We start from the raw sequence: 18,016 nt of genomic DNA on the forward strand, positions 1-18,016 counted from the left end.
GGTGGGCGAAGGGGGGCGAGCCTTTTCATGATGCGAGGTATTGTTTCCCGCATCATGAAAGTTAGCCCGTAAGATGTCGGGCTATGAAAATTCAGCAATTGCGCTTTCTGATTGAGGTCGTCGATAGCGGCCTCAACGTCACCCTGGCGGCCGAGCGGCTATTTACTTCCCAGCCGGGGGTCAGCAAACAGATCCGGCTGCTGGAGGAGGAGGCCGGCGTTACCATCTTCGAGCGCTCGGGCAAGCGTTTCACCGGTCTGACCGCAGCGGGTGAGGCCATGACCCGGGCCGCCCGGCGTGTGTTGCTGGAGGCGGAAAACTTCAAGCGGGTGGCTGACGAGTTCCGGGACGAGTCGGCGGGCACCTTGACCGTGGCGACCACCCACACCCAGGCCCGTTATGTGCTGCCCCGGGTGGTGGCCGAGTTCACGCGGCGTTATCCCCAGGTCCGGCTGGCCATTCGGGAAGGCGATCCCCATCGGGTCGTGGAAAACCTTCAACGGGGCGAGGCGGACATCGGTATCGCCACCGAGGCACTGGCCAGTGCCCCCGGCTTGGTGTCCCTGCCGGCCTATTCCTGGCATCACCTTTTGATTGCGCCGGCTGGTCATCCTTTGCTGGCCCAGGATGCCCTGACCCTTCAAACCCTTGCCAGTCATCCTCTCATTACCTACGATCCGGCGTTCTCCGGTCGCAGCCGCATCGACGAGGCTTTTCGCCGGGCCGATATCGAGCCCAATCTGGTGCTGACTGCGGTGGATTCGGATGTGATCAAGACCTATGTGAGCCTGGGACTGGGCGTGGGCATCATCGCTTCCATGGCCTTCGATTCCCAGCGGGACAGCGGTCTGGTGGCCATCGACGTGGGCCACCTGTTCGGTGCCAACATCACCCGTCTGGCCCTGCGTCGCGGTGCGCTGCCGCGGCGCTTCGCCATGGCCTTCGTTGAACTGCTGGCTCCACAGTTAACACCGGAACTGGTATCTGCAGCCAGTCGGGAAGGTGGGCAGTCCTACGACATATAGCGCCGGAGGTCGGGAAACTATTTGACTGTAGTGATGTTTGACTGTAAGAATTGCCAATATCGCCCTGTTTCTATTTGATCTTGCAGTTAGGTCGTCCAGGCGCTGTCCAGGGAGCTGAATAAAAAAATGAAAAAAATCAATGCCGGCTTTTGGAAGTCAGACTGGTTTCTTGGACTGGCAGTGAGTCTGGTGCTCTTGATTCTGGGGAATGGTGATTTGCTCCAGAGCCTGGAACGCAAGGCCTATGACATGGGGGTGCAGATGACCTCTCGTGTTCCCTCGGACAAGATCGCCGTGATTGCCATCGATAAGATCAGTATCGACAACATCGGCCGCTGGCCCTGGTCCCGTGAAATCATGGCCGACATGGTGGACCAACTGGCGGCCGCCAAGGCCAAGGTGGTCGCCACGACGATTTTTTATTCCGAGCCCCAGCGGGACCCGGGCCTGGTCTATATCGACAAGCTGATGGAAGCATGCGGAGTGGTCCGTGAGACGGCCACCGTTGCCGAGGGTGAGGCTCCTCCGTCTCCTGTTGCTGCGTCCACCTGTCCCCAGATTGCGCCGATGCTGCTGGAGGCGGAGCAGGTCTTGAATACAGATCGTCGTTTTGCCGGTTCCCTGGAGCGCGCGGGCAATGTGGCACTGCCCATGCTGTTCCGACTGGGGGATCCCCTGGGCAAGCCGGATCGGGAACTGCCCGATTATGTGCGCAGTAATGGCGTCAAGGTGACCTCGTCTGGGGACTTTGCGCCGATCCCCACCGTGGATCTGGATGTTTCCGTAATCCCGTCCCTGGGCAGCGTGGCTGCGGCCATTGGCCATCTCAATGTGACGCACGATGTGGATGGTGGCATTCGTGCCGAGCCTTTGGTGCTGGGGCATTTCAACGAGGCATTTCCCGCGTTGTCTTTGCTGGTGGCGGCCAAAAGCCTGAACCTGGGGCCCGCCGACATACAGGTGAGCGCGGGTGAGTTCGTTCGCCTGGGCCGCTTGAAGATCGCCACCGATCCGGATACCCGGATGGCGACCTTCTTCTACAAGGACAGGGAAGGGCATCCGGCCTTCCCTGTGGATTCCTTTTTCGATGTCAAGACCGGCAAGATTCCTTTCGACAAGTACCGGGACAAGATTGTCCTCATCGGCCCGACAGCGGCCGGAGTGGGCAATGCCTTCGTGACGCCGGTATCTCCGGCGATGCCTGCGGTGCTGATGCAGGCCCATGCCGTGTCCAGCATTCTTTCGGAGCATTTCTTCGTGGCGCCGAGCTGGGGGCTTCTGGTCGAGAAACTGGTGTTCCTGCTGGTGGCAATCTATCTGATCGCCCTGCTGCCACGGTTGCGAGCCGGAATGGCGGCGGGTATCACGGCCGCCATACTCGTCGCCCTGGTGGCGGTGCATTTCGTCCTGATCACCACCCAGTTGCTCTGGTTGCAGTTGATGGTGCCGGCGACCCTGCTGCTGGTGGGCCATCTGTTGCTGACCACCAAGCGTTTCCTGGTCACCGAGCGGGGCAAGGAAAAGTCCGATCTGGAGTCGGCCGAGTCGAACCGAATGCTGGGCCTGGCCTTTCAGGGCCAGGGGCAGCTGGACATGGCCTTCGACAAGTTTCGCAAGTGCCCGCCGGACAACCAGTTGATGGAGAACCTCTACAATCTGGCCCTGGACTTCGAGCGCAAGCGGCAGTTCAACAAGGCCGAGGCGGTGTTCCGCTACATGTCTGATTACGATCCCAAGTTCCGCGATCTGGAGCAGCGCCTGGCCCGGGCCAAGCAGATGTCCGAGACGGTGATCCTGGGCGGTGGCGGCGGGCGCAGCAACGCCAGTACCATGATCCTGGATGGCGGGACGGTGGAAAAGCCGATGCTGGGCCGCTACCAGATCGAAAAGGAATTGGGCAAGGGCGCCATGGGTGTGGTCTATCTGGGACGGGATCCCAAGATCAACCGAGTCGTGGCCATCAAGACCATGGCCTTGTCCCAGGAGTTCGAGGAAGACGAACTGGTCGAAGTGAAGGAGCGCTTCTTCCGCGAGGCCGAGACTGCGGGCCGCCTCAATCATCCGAATATCGTCACCATGTACGATGCGGGCGAGGAGCACGATCTGGCCTATATCGCCATGGAGTTCCTCAAGGGCAAGGATCTGGTGCCCTATACCAAGGTAGCCAATCTGTTGCCCCTTCCCCAGGTGATGAGCATCGTGGCCCGGGTGGCGGAGGCGCTTTCCTATGCCCACGGGAATTCCGTGGTGCATCGGGACATCAAGCCCGCCAATGTCATGTACGAACCGGAAAGCGACAGCGTCAAGGTCACGGATTTCGGTATCGCCCGCATCACCGACTCGTCCAAGACCAAGACCGGCATGGTGTTGGGTACTCCAAGTTACATGTCGCCGGAGCAGTTGGGAGGGAAGAAGATCGATGGCCGTTCGGACCTGTTTTCCCTGGGGGTGACCCTGTATCAGCTTGCCAGCGGCAAGTTGCCTTTCGAGGGGGATTCCATGGCGCAACTGATGTTCAAGATTGCCAATGAGCCCCATCCGGATATTCGCACGGTGCGCCCCGACCTGCCCGAATGTCTGGTGGCGGTCATTGATCGCGCCCTGGTCAAGGATGCGGATCAGCGTTATCAGACCGGTGCGGAAATGGCCGCGGATCTCAAGTCCTGCATCGCCGCGACGCCCATTCCGACCGCCGGCGGCGGAAATGCATGAGGGGTCTGGCGTGGATTTGAGTTCCTATCTGGAAATCGCCGCCCGCTCCGATCCCGGGATGGTGCGTTCCAATAACGAGGATTCCGTGAAGACCCATCCGGCCCTGGGACTGGTGGTGCTTGCTGACGGAATGGGTGGCTACAACGCTGGCGAGGTGGCCAGTGGGATGGCCACAACCTTGCTGGCGACCGAGCTGGACAGGATTTTCACCGCTAGATCGCCAGGAAGTGAAGGGGCGGAGGGAGTTCCCTGGGTTCATCAGGTGTTGGCCGGGGAAATTGCCAGGGCCAATAACGCCATCCTCCATGCGGCGCAAAGCCAGCCCCAGTATTCAGGAATGGGGACGACCCTGGTCATGGCGCTGTTCCATGACAATAAGATGACTGTGGCCCATATTGGTGACTCTCGGCTCTATCGCTGTCGTGGCGAGGATTTTGATCAGGTCACCCGTGACCATTCACTGTTGCAGGAGCAGATCGATAGCGGCATGATCACGGCCGAGGAAGCTCGGCATTCCCAGAACAAGAATCTGGTGACCCGTGCTTTGGGCATTGATCCATCGGTTGAGCCGGAAATTCATGATTATGATGTTCAGCCGGGCGATATCTATCTGCTATGTTCCGATGGCCTCAACGACATGGTGGAGGATGAGGAGATTGCCATGACCCTGCAAATGCTCTCGGCCAACTTGGAGTTGTGTGCCACCCAGCTTGTCCAGATGGCTAATGACAATGGTGGCCGGGATAACGTGTCCGTGATCGTGGTCAAGATCAAGCAGGCTTTTCCGGCTCCCCGGGGCTGGTTGAACAGGCTGATGGCCTGGTTCTGCAAATAATGAAGCGTTGAGGAAATAACATGGCGAAGCTTATTCTCAGCATGGACGGCTTGGTGCTCAAGGAAATACCCCTTTCCAAGGAGCGTACAACCATAGGCCGCAAACCCCATAACGATATCCAGATCGACAATCTGGCCATATCGGGTGAACATGCAGTGATTGTCACTATCCTCAGCGATTCCTTCCTGGAGGACCTCGATAGTACCAATGGTACCTTCGTCAATGGCCAGTCGGTGAAGAAGCACTTTCTCCAGAACGGCGATGTTATCGAATTGGGCAAATATCGACTCAAGTACATCAATGAGGTCGTGCAGCAGGCCGGCGGGGCCGACTTCGAAAAGACCATGGTTCTGCGCCCGGACATGATGCGCAAGACCGTCGAACAGATGCCCCACAAAGGCTTTGGTGATACTCAGGTAGGGGTCAAGGAAGCTGCCGAGGCAATGCTGCCCGAGCAGGCTCCCTCTCCGGCTCCTGCTTCTGTTCCCTCTCCCGCTGTCGCGCCCCCGACTGCGCCGGCCCTTCCATTGGGTTCCATTCAGGTCCTGACGGGTGGCAACGCGGGCAAGGAGCTGGAACTGACCAAGACGCTGACGACCCTTGGCAAGCCCGGTGTGCAGGTGGCCGTCATTGCACGTCGGCCCCATGGCTACTTCATTACTCATGTGGAGGGTGCGCAGTTCCCGATCGTCAATGGCAATACCCTGGATGCTCAGGCGCATCCGCTGGCCGATCATGACATCATCGAACTGGCTGGTGTGAAGATGGAGTTCTTCCTTAAGGCCTAGCCTTGTCGGGAGGGATTGAATCGTGGAGATCTTGTGAAGCAGCATTGGGTACGCTATGGACTGGGGTTGGCGGTCCTGCTGGTGCTGCTCGGCCACTCGGCCCGCTTGTACCAGATACCGTTGATCAGCCATCTGGACGCCATCGCCTATGACGTGAAGCTGCGGCTGACCATGCCCCAGCGCATGGACGACCGGGTGGTGATTCTGGATATCGATGAGAAGTCCCTGGCTGAAGTGGGCCGCTGGCCCTGGGGGCGGGACAAACTGGCGGCACTGGTGGATAAGTTGTTTGATCAGTACCAGATAGCAGTGCTGGGGTTTGATGTGGTGTTCGCCGAACCCGATGATAGTTCCGGCCTCAAGACCCTGGAGTCCCTGGCCGGTCGTGAGCTCAAGGACAGCGCAGCGTTCCACGCGAGCTTGCGAGACTTGCGGCCGCAACTTGATCACGACGCCCGGTTTGCCAATTCACTACAAGGTCGGCCAGTGGTCCTTGGGTTCTATCTTTCATCCCTGGCTGAGGAGTCGGCCAATGGTGCCTTGCCTCCGCCGGTGTTGCCGGAGGGGACTTTCCAGGGGCGCAATATTGCTTTTACCCACTGGACTGGGCATGGAGGCAATCTGGAGGAGTTCCAGAAGACGGCGGGCAGTGGCGGACATTTCAATCCTCTTGTGGATTTCGATGGGGTTTCGCGCCGGGTTCCGATGCTCGCTGAATACCGGGGTGCTTACTACGAGGCCCTGTCGCTGGCGATGGTGCGTCTGGCCCTGGGACGTCCCAAGGTGGTTCCCGGCTTCCCTGCCGGAACCAATGCCAAGACCTATGGCGCGATGGAGTGGATCGACCTGCCCACCAGCAAGGGAACCTTGCGGATTCCGGTGGACGAGAATGCCGCCAGCCTGGTGCCCTACCGGGGATATCGGGGGAGTTACGATTACATTTCGATGGCCGATGTGCTGGCGGGGCGGGTGGCGCCGGAACGACTGAAGGGCCGCATCGCGATCGTCGGCACCACGGCGCCGGGCTTGATGGATCTGCGGGTCACTCCGGTGGACAACGCCTATCCGGGGGTTGAAATTCACGCCAACCTGATTGCGGGGATGCTGGACGGCAGCATCAAATACAAGCCGGCCTATGTGCTGGGTGCGGACGTGGTGTTGCTGCTGTTGTCCGGTGGCGTCATGGTTTTTCTGCTGCCCCTGCTTTCGCCTTTTCGTGCCACCATCGTGGCCTCCATCGTTCTGCTGTTCCTGCTGTCGGTCAATTTTGCCTTCTGGCAGGCGGGAAATCTGGTCCTGCCCCTATCCAATACCGTGGTTCTGGTGATAGCGCTCTATGGCATGAACATGTCTTGGGGTTATTTCGTCGAGTCACGCAGCAAGCGTCAGTTGACCGGCCTGTTCGGCCAGTATGTGCCGCCCGAGCTGGTGGAGGAAATGAGCCGGGATCCGGAAAACTACAGCATGGCGGGGCGCAAGGCCGAATTGACGGTCTTGTTCTCGGACGTGCGCGGCTTCACCACAATTTCCGAGGGGCTGGAACCCGATCAACTGGCAGCCTTGATGAACGAGTATCTAGGGGCCATGACTCAGGTGATCCGGGGCCATCGGGGCACACTGGACAAGTACATCGGCGATGCGATCATGGCCTTTTGGGGCGCTCCGGTGGAGGATTTTCAGCATGCCAGGAATGCGGTTCTGACGGCCCTGCATATGCAGGAGGCTCTCCACGAGTTGAACAAGGTCCTGGTGACCAAGGGTTGGCCAGAGCTCAAAATTGGCGTGGGTGTGAATACGGGGACAATGACGGTGGGCGATATGGGTTCGCCGGTGCGGCAGTCCTATACCGTCATGGGGGATGCGGTGAATCTGGGCTCCCGCCTGGAAGGCATCACCAAGCAATATGGTGTTGGCATCATCGTGGGTGAGTCGACGCGGGAACTCCTCAAGAAAGAGGTCGTGTTTCGGGAACTGGATCGGGTCCGGGTCAAGGGCAAGGACGAACCGGTGGGTATTTACGAACCCCTGGGCCTGGAGGGCCAGGTGGATAGAGCACTGCTCGACGAGCTAAAACTGTGGAATCAGGCGCTTCGCGCCTATCGAAGCCAGGACTGGGATCAGGCCGAGCTTACCCTGATGAATCTGTCGCGCATCAGTCAGCGCTATCTGTACGAACTCTATATGCAGCGCATCGCCCACTACCGGAAGGAACCACCGGATGCCGATTGGGATGGCGTCTGGAAGTTCGAGACCAAGTAGAGGCCGCTATGAGAATACGCATTCTGGGCTGTAGCGGTGGAATCGGCGGCCGTCATCTGCGCACGACATCCATGTTGCTGGATCACGACATTCTTATTGATGCCGGTACGGGCGTGGGGGATCTGTCCATTGCAGAACTGGTCCAGATCGACCATGTGTTCATCACCCATACCCATCTGGATCATATTGCCTGTCTGCCCTTCATTGTGGATACGGTAGGGGACATGAGGAACCGCCCCCTGACGGTGCATGGAACCGAAGAGGTTTTGGAAATTCTCAAGTCCCACGTTTTCAACTGGGCCATCTGGCCAGATTTCAGCGAAATCCCGACCCTGGAGAAACCGTTCCTGCGCTTCGAGAAAATACAGGTGGATACACCGGTGCAGTTCGGGGAACGTCGCATCACTGCGATCAAGGTGAATCATACGGTCCCTGCTGTGGGCTATTTGCTGGACTCTGGCCGGGCAAGTCTGGTGTTTTCCGGCGATACCACGATTTGCCCGGAACTGTGGCAACACGTGAATGCCGTTCAGAACCTGCGCTACCTGATCATCGAATGCGCCTTTTCCAACCGGGAGCATGCCCTGGCCACGGTTTCCAAGCACCTTTGCCCCAGCATGCTGGCCGAGGAACTGACGCAATTGCAGCGGGAGGTGGAGCTGTTCATCACCCATCTGAAACCCGGACAGATCGAACTGACAATGCTTGAAATCGAGGACAGCATTGGCGAGTTCCGGCCCCGAATGTTGCAGAACAATCAGGTGTTCGAATTATGAACACCATCGAAGTGCTGTCCACGCTGCAATTGATGGAAAGGCTCCAGCCCATGGCGGCCCTACCGAGGCATCATCTGGCCCAGTTGGCGGTGCACTGCACTCGTCAGACATTAGGTCGGGCCTCAGCCCCGATCCTGGCTCAGGAGAACAGCAGGAAGCTGGTCTATCTGGTGCGGGGCGAGGCAAAGCTGGAATTCAGCGATGGGAGTTTTCGAGTTATGGTTGGCGCTACCAGCGAGACCATCCATCCCCTGGGGCGCAACGGGGAGCAACTGCTCGCATTCAAGCCGATCACCGAGATTGAAATCCTGCAACTAGACGAAGAACTGCTGGACATCATGTTGACCTGGGATCAATTGAGCGACCCTGGGAAAAAAGGGATACCAATGGGTACTCGCCCGGGGGCTACTGACAGGTTTTCTGTTCAGCAACTTACCCAGGGGGTGTTAGCAAAGTTGCCGGTAGCCCATATCGGGGAGTTGTTGCAGCGTTTTGAGAGGATTGAAGTCAAGAAAGGCCAGATCATCGTGAAGCAGGATGATCCGGGTGATTACTACTATTTGATCGATAGCGGCCGCTGCACGGTGGCCCGTTCGGTGCCGGGGGGCGTCATACAACTTGCCGATCTGAATTCTGGAGATGCTTTTGGCGAGGAAGCGCTGGTAGCCGAGGTGCCTCGTAATGCCACCGTGACCATGAAGACGGATGGTGTGCTGCTGCGCCTCAGTAAAACCGATTTTGTCGCCTTGTTGCGGGAGCCCCTGCTGCAATGGATCGACTGGGATCATGCCCGGCTCAGGGTCACCGAGGGAGCCTGCTGGGTGGATGTTCGCTGTCCCGCCGAGTTCCAGTATGACGGTTTGCCGGGGGCCAGTAATGTTCCCTTGAACGAGTTGCGTCGCATGCTGCCGTCCCTGGAGGTATCCAAAGAGTATCTTGTCTATTGTCAGACGGGACGGCGCAGCTCCGCTGCAGCTTTCCTGATGTCCCAACGGGGTTTGCGCGCCATGGTGCTGACCGGAGGCCTCAAGGGCTGTCATCAATCACTTCCTGGCAGGGTTTTCCAATGAGCGCGGTGCTCGGCAATGCCCAAGACGCGAGTCTGACCGACGTCAGCAGTCGTCTGGCCTTTTTCAAGAACCTCCAGACGGTCACTAACAGGATTCATGCCACGTCCAATGTGGATGAAATCATGCTGGAGTTGTCCCAGGACATCTGCAGCCTGTTCAACGCTGATCGTCTGACCCTTTATGCGGTGGGCGAGGACAAGGCTTCGATTGTTTCCAAGCTCAAGACCGGGCTGAATTCTTTCAAGGATCTGAAGCTTCCAATCACCGATCAGAGCGTTGCCGGCTATGTGGCCTTGTCGAAACGGGTGGTGAATGTCACAGATGTCTACGACGAGGCCGAGTTGAGGTCCATCCACCCCAGCCTGCGTTTCCTGCAGGAAGTGGATAAGCGAACCGGCTACCGAACCAAGCAGATGCTGGTGGCTCCCATCGTGGACCAGTCCAATGGTGAGCTGTTGGGCGTGGTCCAGATCATCAACAGCAAGGCGGGGGCACCCTTCGCGCAAGTGGCCGAGGAAGGGGTACGGGGTCTCTGCGAAACGCTTGCCATCGCCTTTACTCAGCGCAACAAACCCGCCACACTGGTCCGTTCAAAATACGATTTCCTGGTGGCGGATGCGGTGGTGACCGCCGATGAACTGGACTTGGCCAAGCGAACGGCTCGCAAGGACAGTCGTAGCATCGAGGACATCCTGGTTGAACAGTTCCAGGTCAAGCTTCCGGTTCTGGGTTTGGCACTGTCGAAATTCTTCAATATTCCTTACGAGCCCCACAATCCGGAGCGCATGAAGCCGGTGGATTTGCTGAAGAATCTCAAGCGGGAATACCTTGAGCAGAACCAGTGGGCGCCGGTTGACGACACGGCTGAAGGCATACTGGTCGTTTGCCTGGATCCGGAGCAGGTGAAGGGCTCCCGTGTTGTCAATAACGTTTTCCCCCGCTCCAAAATTGCCTACCGGGTCACCACCAACCGGGAGTTCAAGGAAACGCTGGATTCCCTGTTCGGTGCCAAGGGGAGTGCGGAAATGGACTCCACTTCGGTGGGGGACATGCTGTCCGGCATGGACGAGGGAGAGGATACTGACTCTACGGCTGAGGATGTCTCCGCCGCAGCGGACAACGAGCTGGTGAAACTCGTCAACAAGATCATCATCGATGCCTACCAGCAAGGTGTCTCGGATATTCATGTGGAGCCCTACCCAGGCAAGGAAAAGACCCTGATCCGCTTCCGCAAGGATGGCTCCTTGCAGAAATACGTGGAAATTCCCGCGACCTATCGCAATGCCATCGTGGCGCGGATCAAGATCATGTGCGACCTGGATATTGCCGAGCGGCGCCGGCCCCAGGATGGCAAGATCAAGTTCAAGAAATTCGGTCCCCTGGACATCGAACTGCGGGTGGCCACCATACCTTCCGCCGGCGGTGTCGAGGATGTGGTGATGCGGATTCTCGCCGCCGGTGAGCCCATACCCCTGGACAAGCTGGGGGTGCTGCCGACCAACCTGGAACGGCTCAAGAGTGCCGTCAGCAAACCCTACGGATTGTTTTTCGTCTGTGGTCCGACGGGTTCCGGCAAGACCACCACACTCCATTCGGTACTGAGTTATCTCAATACCCCGGACACCAAGATATGGACTGCCGAGGACCCGGTGGAAATTACCCAGAAGGGCTTGCGCCAGGTCCAGGTCAACAAGAAGGCCGGCCTCGACTTCGCGGTCGTCATGAAGGCCTTCCTGCGGGCAGATCCAGACATCATCATGGTGGGGGAAATGCGCGATGCCGAAACCACGGGTATCGGTATCGAGGCTTCCCTGACGGGTCACCTGGTCTTCGCCACCCTGCACACCAACAGCGCGCCGGAATCCATTATCCGTCTGCTGGATATGGGCATGGACCCCTTCAACTTCTCCGATGCCCTGTTGGGCATCCTGGCCCAGCGTCTGGCCAAGCGCCTCTGCGGCAAGTGCAAGGAAGCCTATGTGCCCGATGATGAGGAAATGCGGCTCTTCCTGGCGGAGTACTCCCAGGAATTGCTCAATACGGAAACCTACAAGCGGGACCAGGGGGCTGCTCAGGTGGTTCTGCGTCAGCGCTTGCTGAAGGATTATGGCAAGGATGGAAATTTTTCCATGTTCCATCCCAAAGGTTGTCCAGAGTGCAACAACACGGGTTACAAGGGCCGGGTGGGCCTGCACGAACTCATGTTGGGCTCCGATGCCGTCAAAAAATTGATTCAGGAACACGCCCGGGTAGCCGAGCTTGTGGCACAGGCCCTAGAGGACGGTATGTTGACCCTGAAGATGGACGGCATGGAGAAGGTATTGCAAGGGATCACCGATATGAAGCAGGTGCGGGCTGTCTGTATCAAGTAAATCCATCGTGCATACCCCGGATGACCTGATCCACCGCCTGGAGCAACTGAACGAGGTAGGGGCGGCCCTCTCGAAGGAGCGGGATATCAACCGTCTGCTGGAGCATATCCTGCTGGCGGCGAAGACCATCACCCATGCCGATGGGGGGACCCTTTACCGGGTGACCGAGGATGGTCAGCACCTGCGCTTTGAAATCATGCGTACCGACTCCCTGGGGATCGCTCTTGGCGGTACTACCGGCAACGGGATATCCCTGCCCGACTTGCCTCTGGTGGACGAGTACGGCAAGCCCAATAATGCGATGGTAGCGGCCTACTCAGCCATCAACGAGAAGACCGTCAATATCGCCGACGCCTACACGGAAGCCGGCTTCGACTTCACCGGCACCCGCAAGTTCGACGACAAGACCGGCTACCGTTCCTGCTCCTTCCTCACTGTGCCGATGAAGAATCACGAGAATGAGATCATCGGCGTGCTGCAACTGATCAACGCCATTGATCCTGTTACTGGCGCGGTAGGCACATTCTCCGCAGCGGATCAGCGCCTTGCCGAATCCCTGGCCTCCCAGGCCGCCATTGCTCTGACCAACCGGCAACTGATCAGCCAGTTGGAAAACCTGTTCGAGTCCTTCATTGATCTGATCAATCTGGCGATTGACGAGAAGTCACCCTATACCGGTGGCCATTGCCAGCGGGTGCCGGCCCTGACCATGATGCTGGCGGAGGCCGTGAATGCTACCGAGGAAGGTCCCCTGGCGGACTTTCACATGTCCGAACGGGACCGCTACGAACTGAAGATCGCCGGGCTGCTCCACGATTGCGGCAAGGTGACCACGCCAGTCCATGTGGTGGATAAGGCCACAAAACTGGAAACCCTGTTCGATCGTATCCATCTGGTGGACACCCGCTTCGAGGTGTTGAAACGGGATGCCGAGACCCGGATGTTGAGACAGTTGTTGGTCATAACCGATCCGGCCACCCAGGCGGAGGCTCAGGCAGCCCTGGCTCGGGAATGGGCACTTCTCGACGAGGAACGGGCTTTCCTGCACCGCGTCAATGTGGGCGGCGAAGCCATGAAACCCGAGGATCAGCAGCGGGTCCGTGATATCGGCACCGGTCACCACTGGCGGAACGCCGATGGGGAGGAGGTGCCATTCTTGTCGGAGGACGAAATTGAGAACCTCACCATCCGGGCAGGCACCCTGACCCAGACCGAACGGGAGGTGATCAATCATCACATCGTGGCCACCATCAGAATGCTGGAGCAATTGCCCTGGCCCAAGCATCTGCGCAATGTGCCCGAATATGCCGGCGGCCACCATGAGCGTATGGACGGCAAGGGCTACCCCAAGGGCCTGACCCGGGAACAGATGTCGATCCAGGCCCGCATCATGGGCATCGCCGATATCTTCGAGGCGCTGACGGCAAGAGATCGCCCCTACAAGCCCGGCATGAAGCTGTCCCAGGCGATTTCCATCCTGGGCAACTTTGCCCGGAATGGCCACATTGATCCGGATCTGTTCGAGGTCTTCGTTCGGCAGGGCGTGTTCAAACAATATGCTGAGCGTTATATGGACCCGAGTCAGATCGATGCGGTCGATCTGGATAAAGTATTTAGCAGCGTATCGAGCTGACAATTTTTGTCACATTTGTTGCTTCCATGGATAGTCTGGTGAAGGTCAAGTCTGAATACCGCTTATGGCAAGGGGGCATATGTGGCATGACTATTGCGGTATGTCGTCGGCAGGATTCTGTTTTTCAACCGTAAGGAGAATGTGATGAAAAAAGTGCAACAAGGCTTCACCCTGATCGAACTGATGATCGTGGTTGCCATCGTCGGCATCCTGGCCGCCGTGGCGCTGCCGGCTTATCAGGATTACACGGTACGTGCTCGTGTGACCGAAGGTCTGGCTCGTCTGGCTGAAGCCAAGACGTCTGTGGCCGAGTATTTTTCTGCTATGAATACCTTTGCACCCAATACGGCAAGTGCAGGTTTCAACTCTGCAGCGGCCGGTAATGTGATCAGGGTGGAGTGTGCTCTTAATGGCACGGCGGGTACGTGCGACATGATCGAAATGACAATGAACGCCTCAACTGTTCCGCAGTTGGCGAGCGCCAATATCCTGCAGATGTCTGGTTCCTTGACGAATGGCATGATCGTCTGGCGCTGCAAGTCCGATCCTGCAAACGGTGGTATTCCCGTTCGTTTCCTGCCTGCCAGCTGCAAGTAATCGCTGGTTCTTATAGAAAGCCCCAGCCTAGCTGGGGCTTTTTTTTGTGGTGTATAGCATGCCGTGCATATTGCGATATTGGGGCCTGATCGCCATTCTGTTTCTGACCTGTTTGGGCTATTGGGGAGGCTTGAACGGTTCTTTTTATTTTGATGACTACGGGCAGATCGTTTGGAACGCCGGTCTGACCATGCGGGAGCTCAGTTGGGAAGAGCTTCTGGCAGCAGCAACTTCCTCCAATGCAGGTCCTCTGGGTCGCCCTGTTGCCATGGGCAGCTTTGCCTTGGAGCAGTTCTTTCTCGGAGTGACACCTTACCATTTCAAACTAGTTAACTTGCTCATCCATTTGATGAACGTTGTCCTGCTGGCTTTTCTAACTACAGAGCTGGTGCGGGCCACCCATGGTGAATCAAAGGAAAGTACGCAGCGGAAGTTTCGATATTCAGAAATCGTTCTGATTTTGACGGTCACGGCCTGGTGGGCCTTCCATCCTCTGGGAGTAACGGGGGTGCTGTACATTGTGCAGCGTATGACCAGCCTTTCCATGCTGTTCTCTCTGATTGCCCTATGGGGCTATCTTTGGGGACGCAACAAGTCGCTGGAGTCGGGGAATATAAGTTACCTGCTCTTTGCTGTAACGGTTTTGGTTTTTGGGGGGCTTTTCTCGATACTGACGAAAGAGAACGGTGCCTTGACTTTCGGATTTGCCTGGTTGATCGAGATATTTGTGCTGCGCTTCAGGAGCGCGAACGTCAGACAGGAAAGGTTTCTGCGTGCTATCGGTATATTGGCGCCCATTCTGGTATTTTTGGTGGGCTTGGTTTTCTGGTGGACCCACCCGGACTGGTTGAGTAGCGCCTATGCGGACCGTAGTTTTACTTTAGAGCAGCGTCTTCTGACCGAAGCACGGGTGGGCTGGTTTTACTTGCGCCAGATTGTGCTTCCCAGCAGTGCTGCCTTGGGTCTTTACCATGATGGGTTTCCCGTTTCTTCAAGCCTATGGCAACCGTGGACGACGGTTCTTGCCATCCTGGGGCACGCGTTGCTTTGTACACTGGGTTGGCGACTGCGTAAGAGTCATCCGCTGGTGGCTTTCGGGATTGCGTGGTTCTATATGGGGCATGCGGTAGAGTCGACAATCATTCCGCTTGAGCTGGTTTTTGAACATCGCAACTATCTACCCCAATATGGGGTTCTGCTTGCCCTTGTTTCCCTATTGACCTGGAGTGGATCGTTTTTTTTGAAAACACGGATAATGCTCCTGGGAGGTCTTATCTTTCTTTCTCTAGCCACTACCGCCCTGCGAACTCAGGCTATGGGAGAGCGAATCGCTTATCCGGTATATGAGGCCGTTCGGCATCCAGAGTCGTCCCGTGCCAATTTTGATGCGGGGTTGATCGTTGCCGGAGCAATCGGCCAAGACAAGAAATTGGCCATTGAGTACTACGAGCAGTCAAGGCAGTTTTTCGATCGTTCCCGCAGTGCTGATCCACATACCCTGGCTCCATTTGTTGGCATGATGAAACTCTCGTCCGCGAGTGGAGTGCCTTACCCGGCTGATTATCTGGATGAGTTCAAGCAGCGTCTGCGTGAGGGGCTTCCCCCAAGGGCAACCAGCTTCCTTCCAAGAATCCTGGGGGAACAACTATCGGCATCTAAGCCGATCTTCTCGATTGAGGAAGGAGCCCAAATTTACCAGGCAGCGATAGAAAATCCATTATTGAACGGTTATGCCCGGGCCTGCTGGGAGGCAGGTTATGGTTTGTTCCTATTCAATATTGTGGGCGACCATGCTAGTGGTTTGATCGCTATGCGTGCCGCTGTAGCCGATGCTCCAAGTCATGCTGATTTGTGGGTATTTTTGGCGGCGATGTTGATATCGTCAGGCGATGCTATGGCTGCCGAGAATGCTATCAATGAGGCTACAAGACATGACGAGAAAGGCTATTCACGTGATGATCTGATTAAATTGCGACAAGGCCTCGAATTGCTGAAGAGTGGTAAAAATGTCGTGCGATAAAACTGTTTCTATTGTTATTCCAGCCAAGAATGAAGGTCGTGCCCTTGGAGAGTTGCTCTCCCGATTGCGGGACTTGAAAATCATTGCCGAGGTCATCGTCGTGGACGATGGTTCCAGCGACGATACGGCGCAGCTTGCTGAGGCCGCTGGCGCTACCGTGATCCGTCATCCCTATTCCATGGGGAACGGCGCCGCCATCAAGTCGGGTGCCCGCCGTGCCAGTGGTGAAATTATCGTCTTCATGGATGGCGATGGGCAGCACCAACCCGAGGACATTCCGAGGTTGTTGGCCAAAATGGAAGAGGGCTATGAAATGGTGGTGGGTGCCCGTACCACCGTCAGTTCCCAGGCGGGCCTGCACCGGGCGGCCGCCAATGGTTTTTACAACCGATTCGCCAGTTGGATGGTGGGGCAGCCGATCCTGGATTTGACCTCCGGATTTCGCGCCGTCCGGGCCAGCAAGTTCCGCCGTTTCCTGTTCTTGCTGCCCAACGGCTTCTCCTATCCCACCACCATCACCATGTCATTCTTTCGAACCGGTCTGCCGGTGGCCTATCTGCCCATCGATGTGAAGAAGCGGATCGGTCGCAGCCATGTTCGGCTGCTGCGGGATGGGGTGCGCTTCCTGTTGATCATTTTCAAGATTGGTACCCTGTTTTCCCCCATGAAGTTGTTCCTGCCGGTAAGTTTGAGTTTCTTTGGAACCGGGGTTGCCTATTACATTTATACCTATCTGACTCAGCATCGCTTCACCAACATGAGCGCCTTGCTGCTGATCACCTCGGTGCTGGTGTTCCTGATCGGCCTGGTTTCGGAACAGATCGCGGCCCTGAATTTCAAGGGCACCGACGATGGGGATGAACTGTAATTTTCTGCTCCCGGGCGCCACAAGATGAAGTTCCTGATCGATATCAATCATCCGGCCCATGTGCATTTCTTTCGCCATCCCATGGGGCTGCTGGCGGAGCGTGGGCATGAGCTGATCGTGACCAGCCGGGCCAAGGAAATGGCCTTGCCTTTGCTGGATGAACTCGGGGTCAGGCATGTGGTGCTCAGCGCCCATAAAGGTGGTGGCCTGCTCGCCCTGGGCCAGGAACTGGTGAGGCGCGACTGGGCCTTGTGGCAGGTGGCAAGGCGGGAGCGTCCCGACGCGATGGCTGCCATTGGCGGCACCTTCGTCGCCCATGTGGGCCGTCTTACCGGCATTCCCAGCCTGGTGTTTTACGACACTGAGAATGCCACCCTGCAAAATGCGATCACCTATCCCTTTGCACGCAGAGTGATCGTGCCACGCTGCTATCAGGGGCACCTGCCATCCCATCACGAGCGTTACGACGGCTACCACGAGCTTTCCTATCTGCATCCCAACCGTTTTCAACCCGACCGTGGCTTGGCCGAGCGCAACGGCCTGGACCCGACCCGGGACAATTTCTTTGTCCGCACGGTGTCGTGGCAGGCCAACCACGATTTGCTGGAGACGGGCTGGAGTGTTTCCCTGTTGCGGCGTCTGGTGTCCTGGTTGGCGGAGCGCGGCCGGGTACATATCTCCTCGGAAACGCCCCTGCCAGAAGACCTGGCCCCCTTTGCCTACCGGGGTCGGGTGGGGGACGTCCATCATCTGATGGCCCATTGCCGCCTGTTCGTCGGCGAAAGCGCCACCATGGCTTCCGAGTGCGCGGTGCTGGGTGTTCCCGCCATTTATGCAGCCCATACGGGACGGGGCTATACCGACGAGCAGGAGAGTCGCTACGGTCTGGTTAGCAACCTGCGCCAGTTTCATGCCGATCGACTGATTGATGCTGTTTCTGCGATATTGCAGCAGCCCGCCAACGTGTGGTCCGAGCGACATGGGCGTCTGTTGGCGGAGACCATCGACGTGGCGAGCTACGTGGCAAACCGCATCGAACAGCGGGGGGCGGCTCTTTAGTC

At 57.5% G+C, this 18,016-nt stretch carries 13 protein-coding genes; all 13 read left to right on the plus strand.

The features are described 5' to 3' along the window. Nucleotides 1–83 precede the first annotated feature (83 nt). The 13 genes from DENOEST_RS06655 (at nt 84) to DENOEST_RS06715 (ending at nt 18,014) form a co-directional block, all read left to right on the plus strand. On the plus strand, nt 84–1,025 hold the full coding sequence (locus DENOEST_RS06655) for a CysB family HTH-type transcriptional regulator (RefSeq protein WP_145769676.1): 942 nt from the start codon (nt 84–86) through the stop codon (nt 1,023–1,025). 126 nt (nt 1,026–1,151) lie between these two features. Then, nucleotides 1,152–3,737 carry a CHASE2 domain-containing serine/threonine-protein kinase gene (locus tag DENOEST_RS06660; RefSeq protein WP_145769677.1) on the plus strand — a complete coding sequence of 862 codons (2,586 nt, stop codon included), beginning with the start codon at nt 1,152–1,154 and terminating at the stop codon, nt 3,735–3,737. Nucleotides 3,738–3,771: 34 nt separating this feature from the next. After that, nucleotides 3,772–4,572: a Stp1/IreP family PP2C-type Ser/Thr phosphatase gene (locus DENOEST_RS06665; RefSeq protein WP_145769853.1), complete on the plus strand. Its 801-nt coding sequence runs from the start codon at nt 3,772–3,774 to the stop codon at nt 4,570–4,572. A gap of 20 nt (nt 4,573–4,592) precedes the next feature. Beyond that, on the plus strand, nt 4,593–5,360 hold the full coding sequence (locus tag DENOEST_RS06670) for an FHA domain-containing protein (protein WP_145769678.1): 768 nt from the start codon (nt 4,593–4,595) through the stop codon (nt 5,358–5,360). A gap of 33 nt (nt 5,361–5,393) precedes the next feature. After that, entirely contained in the window at nt 5,394–7,619 is a 2,226-nt protein-coding gene (locus tag DENOEST_RS06675; protein ID WP_145769679.1) for a CHASE2 domain-containing protein, read from the plus strand. Nucleotides 7,620–7,627: 8 nt separating this feature from the next. Beyond that, nucleotides 7,628–8,395, plus strand: coding sequence for a 3',5'-cyclic-nucleotide phosphodiesterase (locus tag DENOEST_RS06680; protein WP_145769680.1), 768 nt, complete (start codon nt 7,628–7,630; stop codon nt 8,393–8,395). Then, nucleotides 8,392–9,465 carry a cyclic nucleotide-binding domain-containing protein gene (locus DENOEST_RS06685; RefSeq protein ID WP_145769681.1) on the plus strand — a complete coding sequence of 358 codons (1,074 nt, stop codon included), beginning with the start codon at nt 8,392–8,394 and terminating at the stop codon, nt 9,463–9,465. Before DENOEST_RS06680 ends, DENOEST_RS06685 begins: the two co-directional genes overlap by 4 nt. Next, nucleotides 9,462–11,837, plus strand: a complete 2,376-nt coding sequence (locus DENOEST_RS06690; RefSeq protein ID WP_145769682.1) for a GspE/PulE family protein — start codon at nt 9,462–9,464, stop codon at nt 11,835–11,837. Before DENOEST_RS06685 ends, DENOEST_RS06690 begins: the two co-directional genes overlap by 4 nt. A gap of 7 nt (nt 11,838–11,844) precedes the next feature. Then, nucleotides 11,845–13,470 (plus strand): HD family phosphohydrolase, encoded by a 1,626-nt coding sequence (locus DENOEST_RS06695; protein ID WP_145769683.1) that lies wholly within the window; start codon nt 11,845–11,847, stop codon nt 13,468–13,470. Nucleotides 13,471–13,614: 144 nt separating this feature from the next. Continuing rightward, nucleotides 13,615–14,067: a pilin gene (locus DENOEST_RS20485; protein WP_145769684.1), complete on the plus strand. Its 453-nt coding sequence runs from the start codon at nt 13,615–13,617 to the stop codon at nt 14,065–14,067. Nucleotides 14,068–14,125: 58 nt separating this feature from the next. Beyond that, entirely contained in the window at nt 14,126–16,087 is a 1,962-nt protein-coding gene (locus tag DENOEST_RS06705; protein ID WP_145769685.1) for a tetratricopeptide repeat protein, read from the plus strand. Beyond that, the gene (locus DENOEST_RS06710) at nt 16,074–16,955 is read left to right on the plus strand and encodes a glycosyltransferase family 2 protein (protein WP_145769686.1); all 882 of its coding nucleotides are present in this window, start codon (nt 16,074–16,076) and stop codon (nt 16,953–16,955) included. Before DENOEST_RS06705 ends, DENOEST_RS06710 begins: the two co-directional genes overlap by 14 nt. A 24-nt stretch (nt 16,956–16,979) precedes the next feature. Beyond that, nucleotides 16,980–18,014 (plus strand): DUF354 domain-containing protein, encoded by a 1,035-nt coding sequence (locus tag DENOEST_RS06715; RefSeq protein WP_145769687.1) that lies wholly within the window; start codon nt 16,980–16,982, stop codon nt 18,012–18,014. The last annotated feature ends 2 nt before the right edge of the window (nt 18,015–18,016 follow it).

It is taken from the genome of Denitratisoma oestradiolicum, from assembly GCF_902813185.1.
Classification (GTDB): domain Bacteria; phylum Pseudomonadota; class Gammaproteobacteria; order Burkholderiales; family Rhodocyclaceae; genus Denitratisoma; species Denitratisoma oestradiolicum.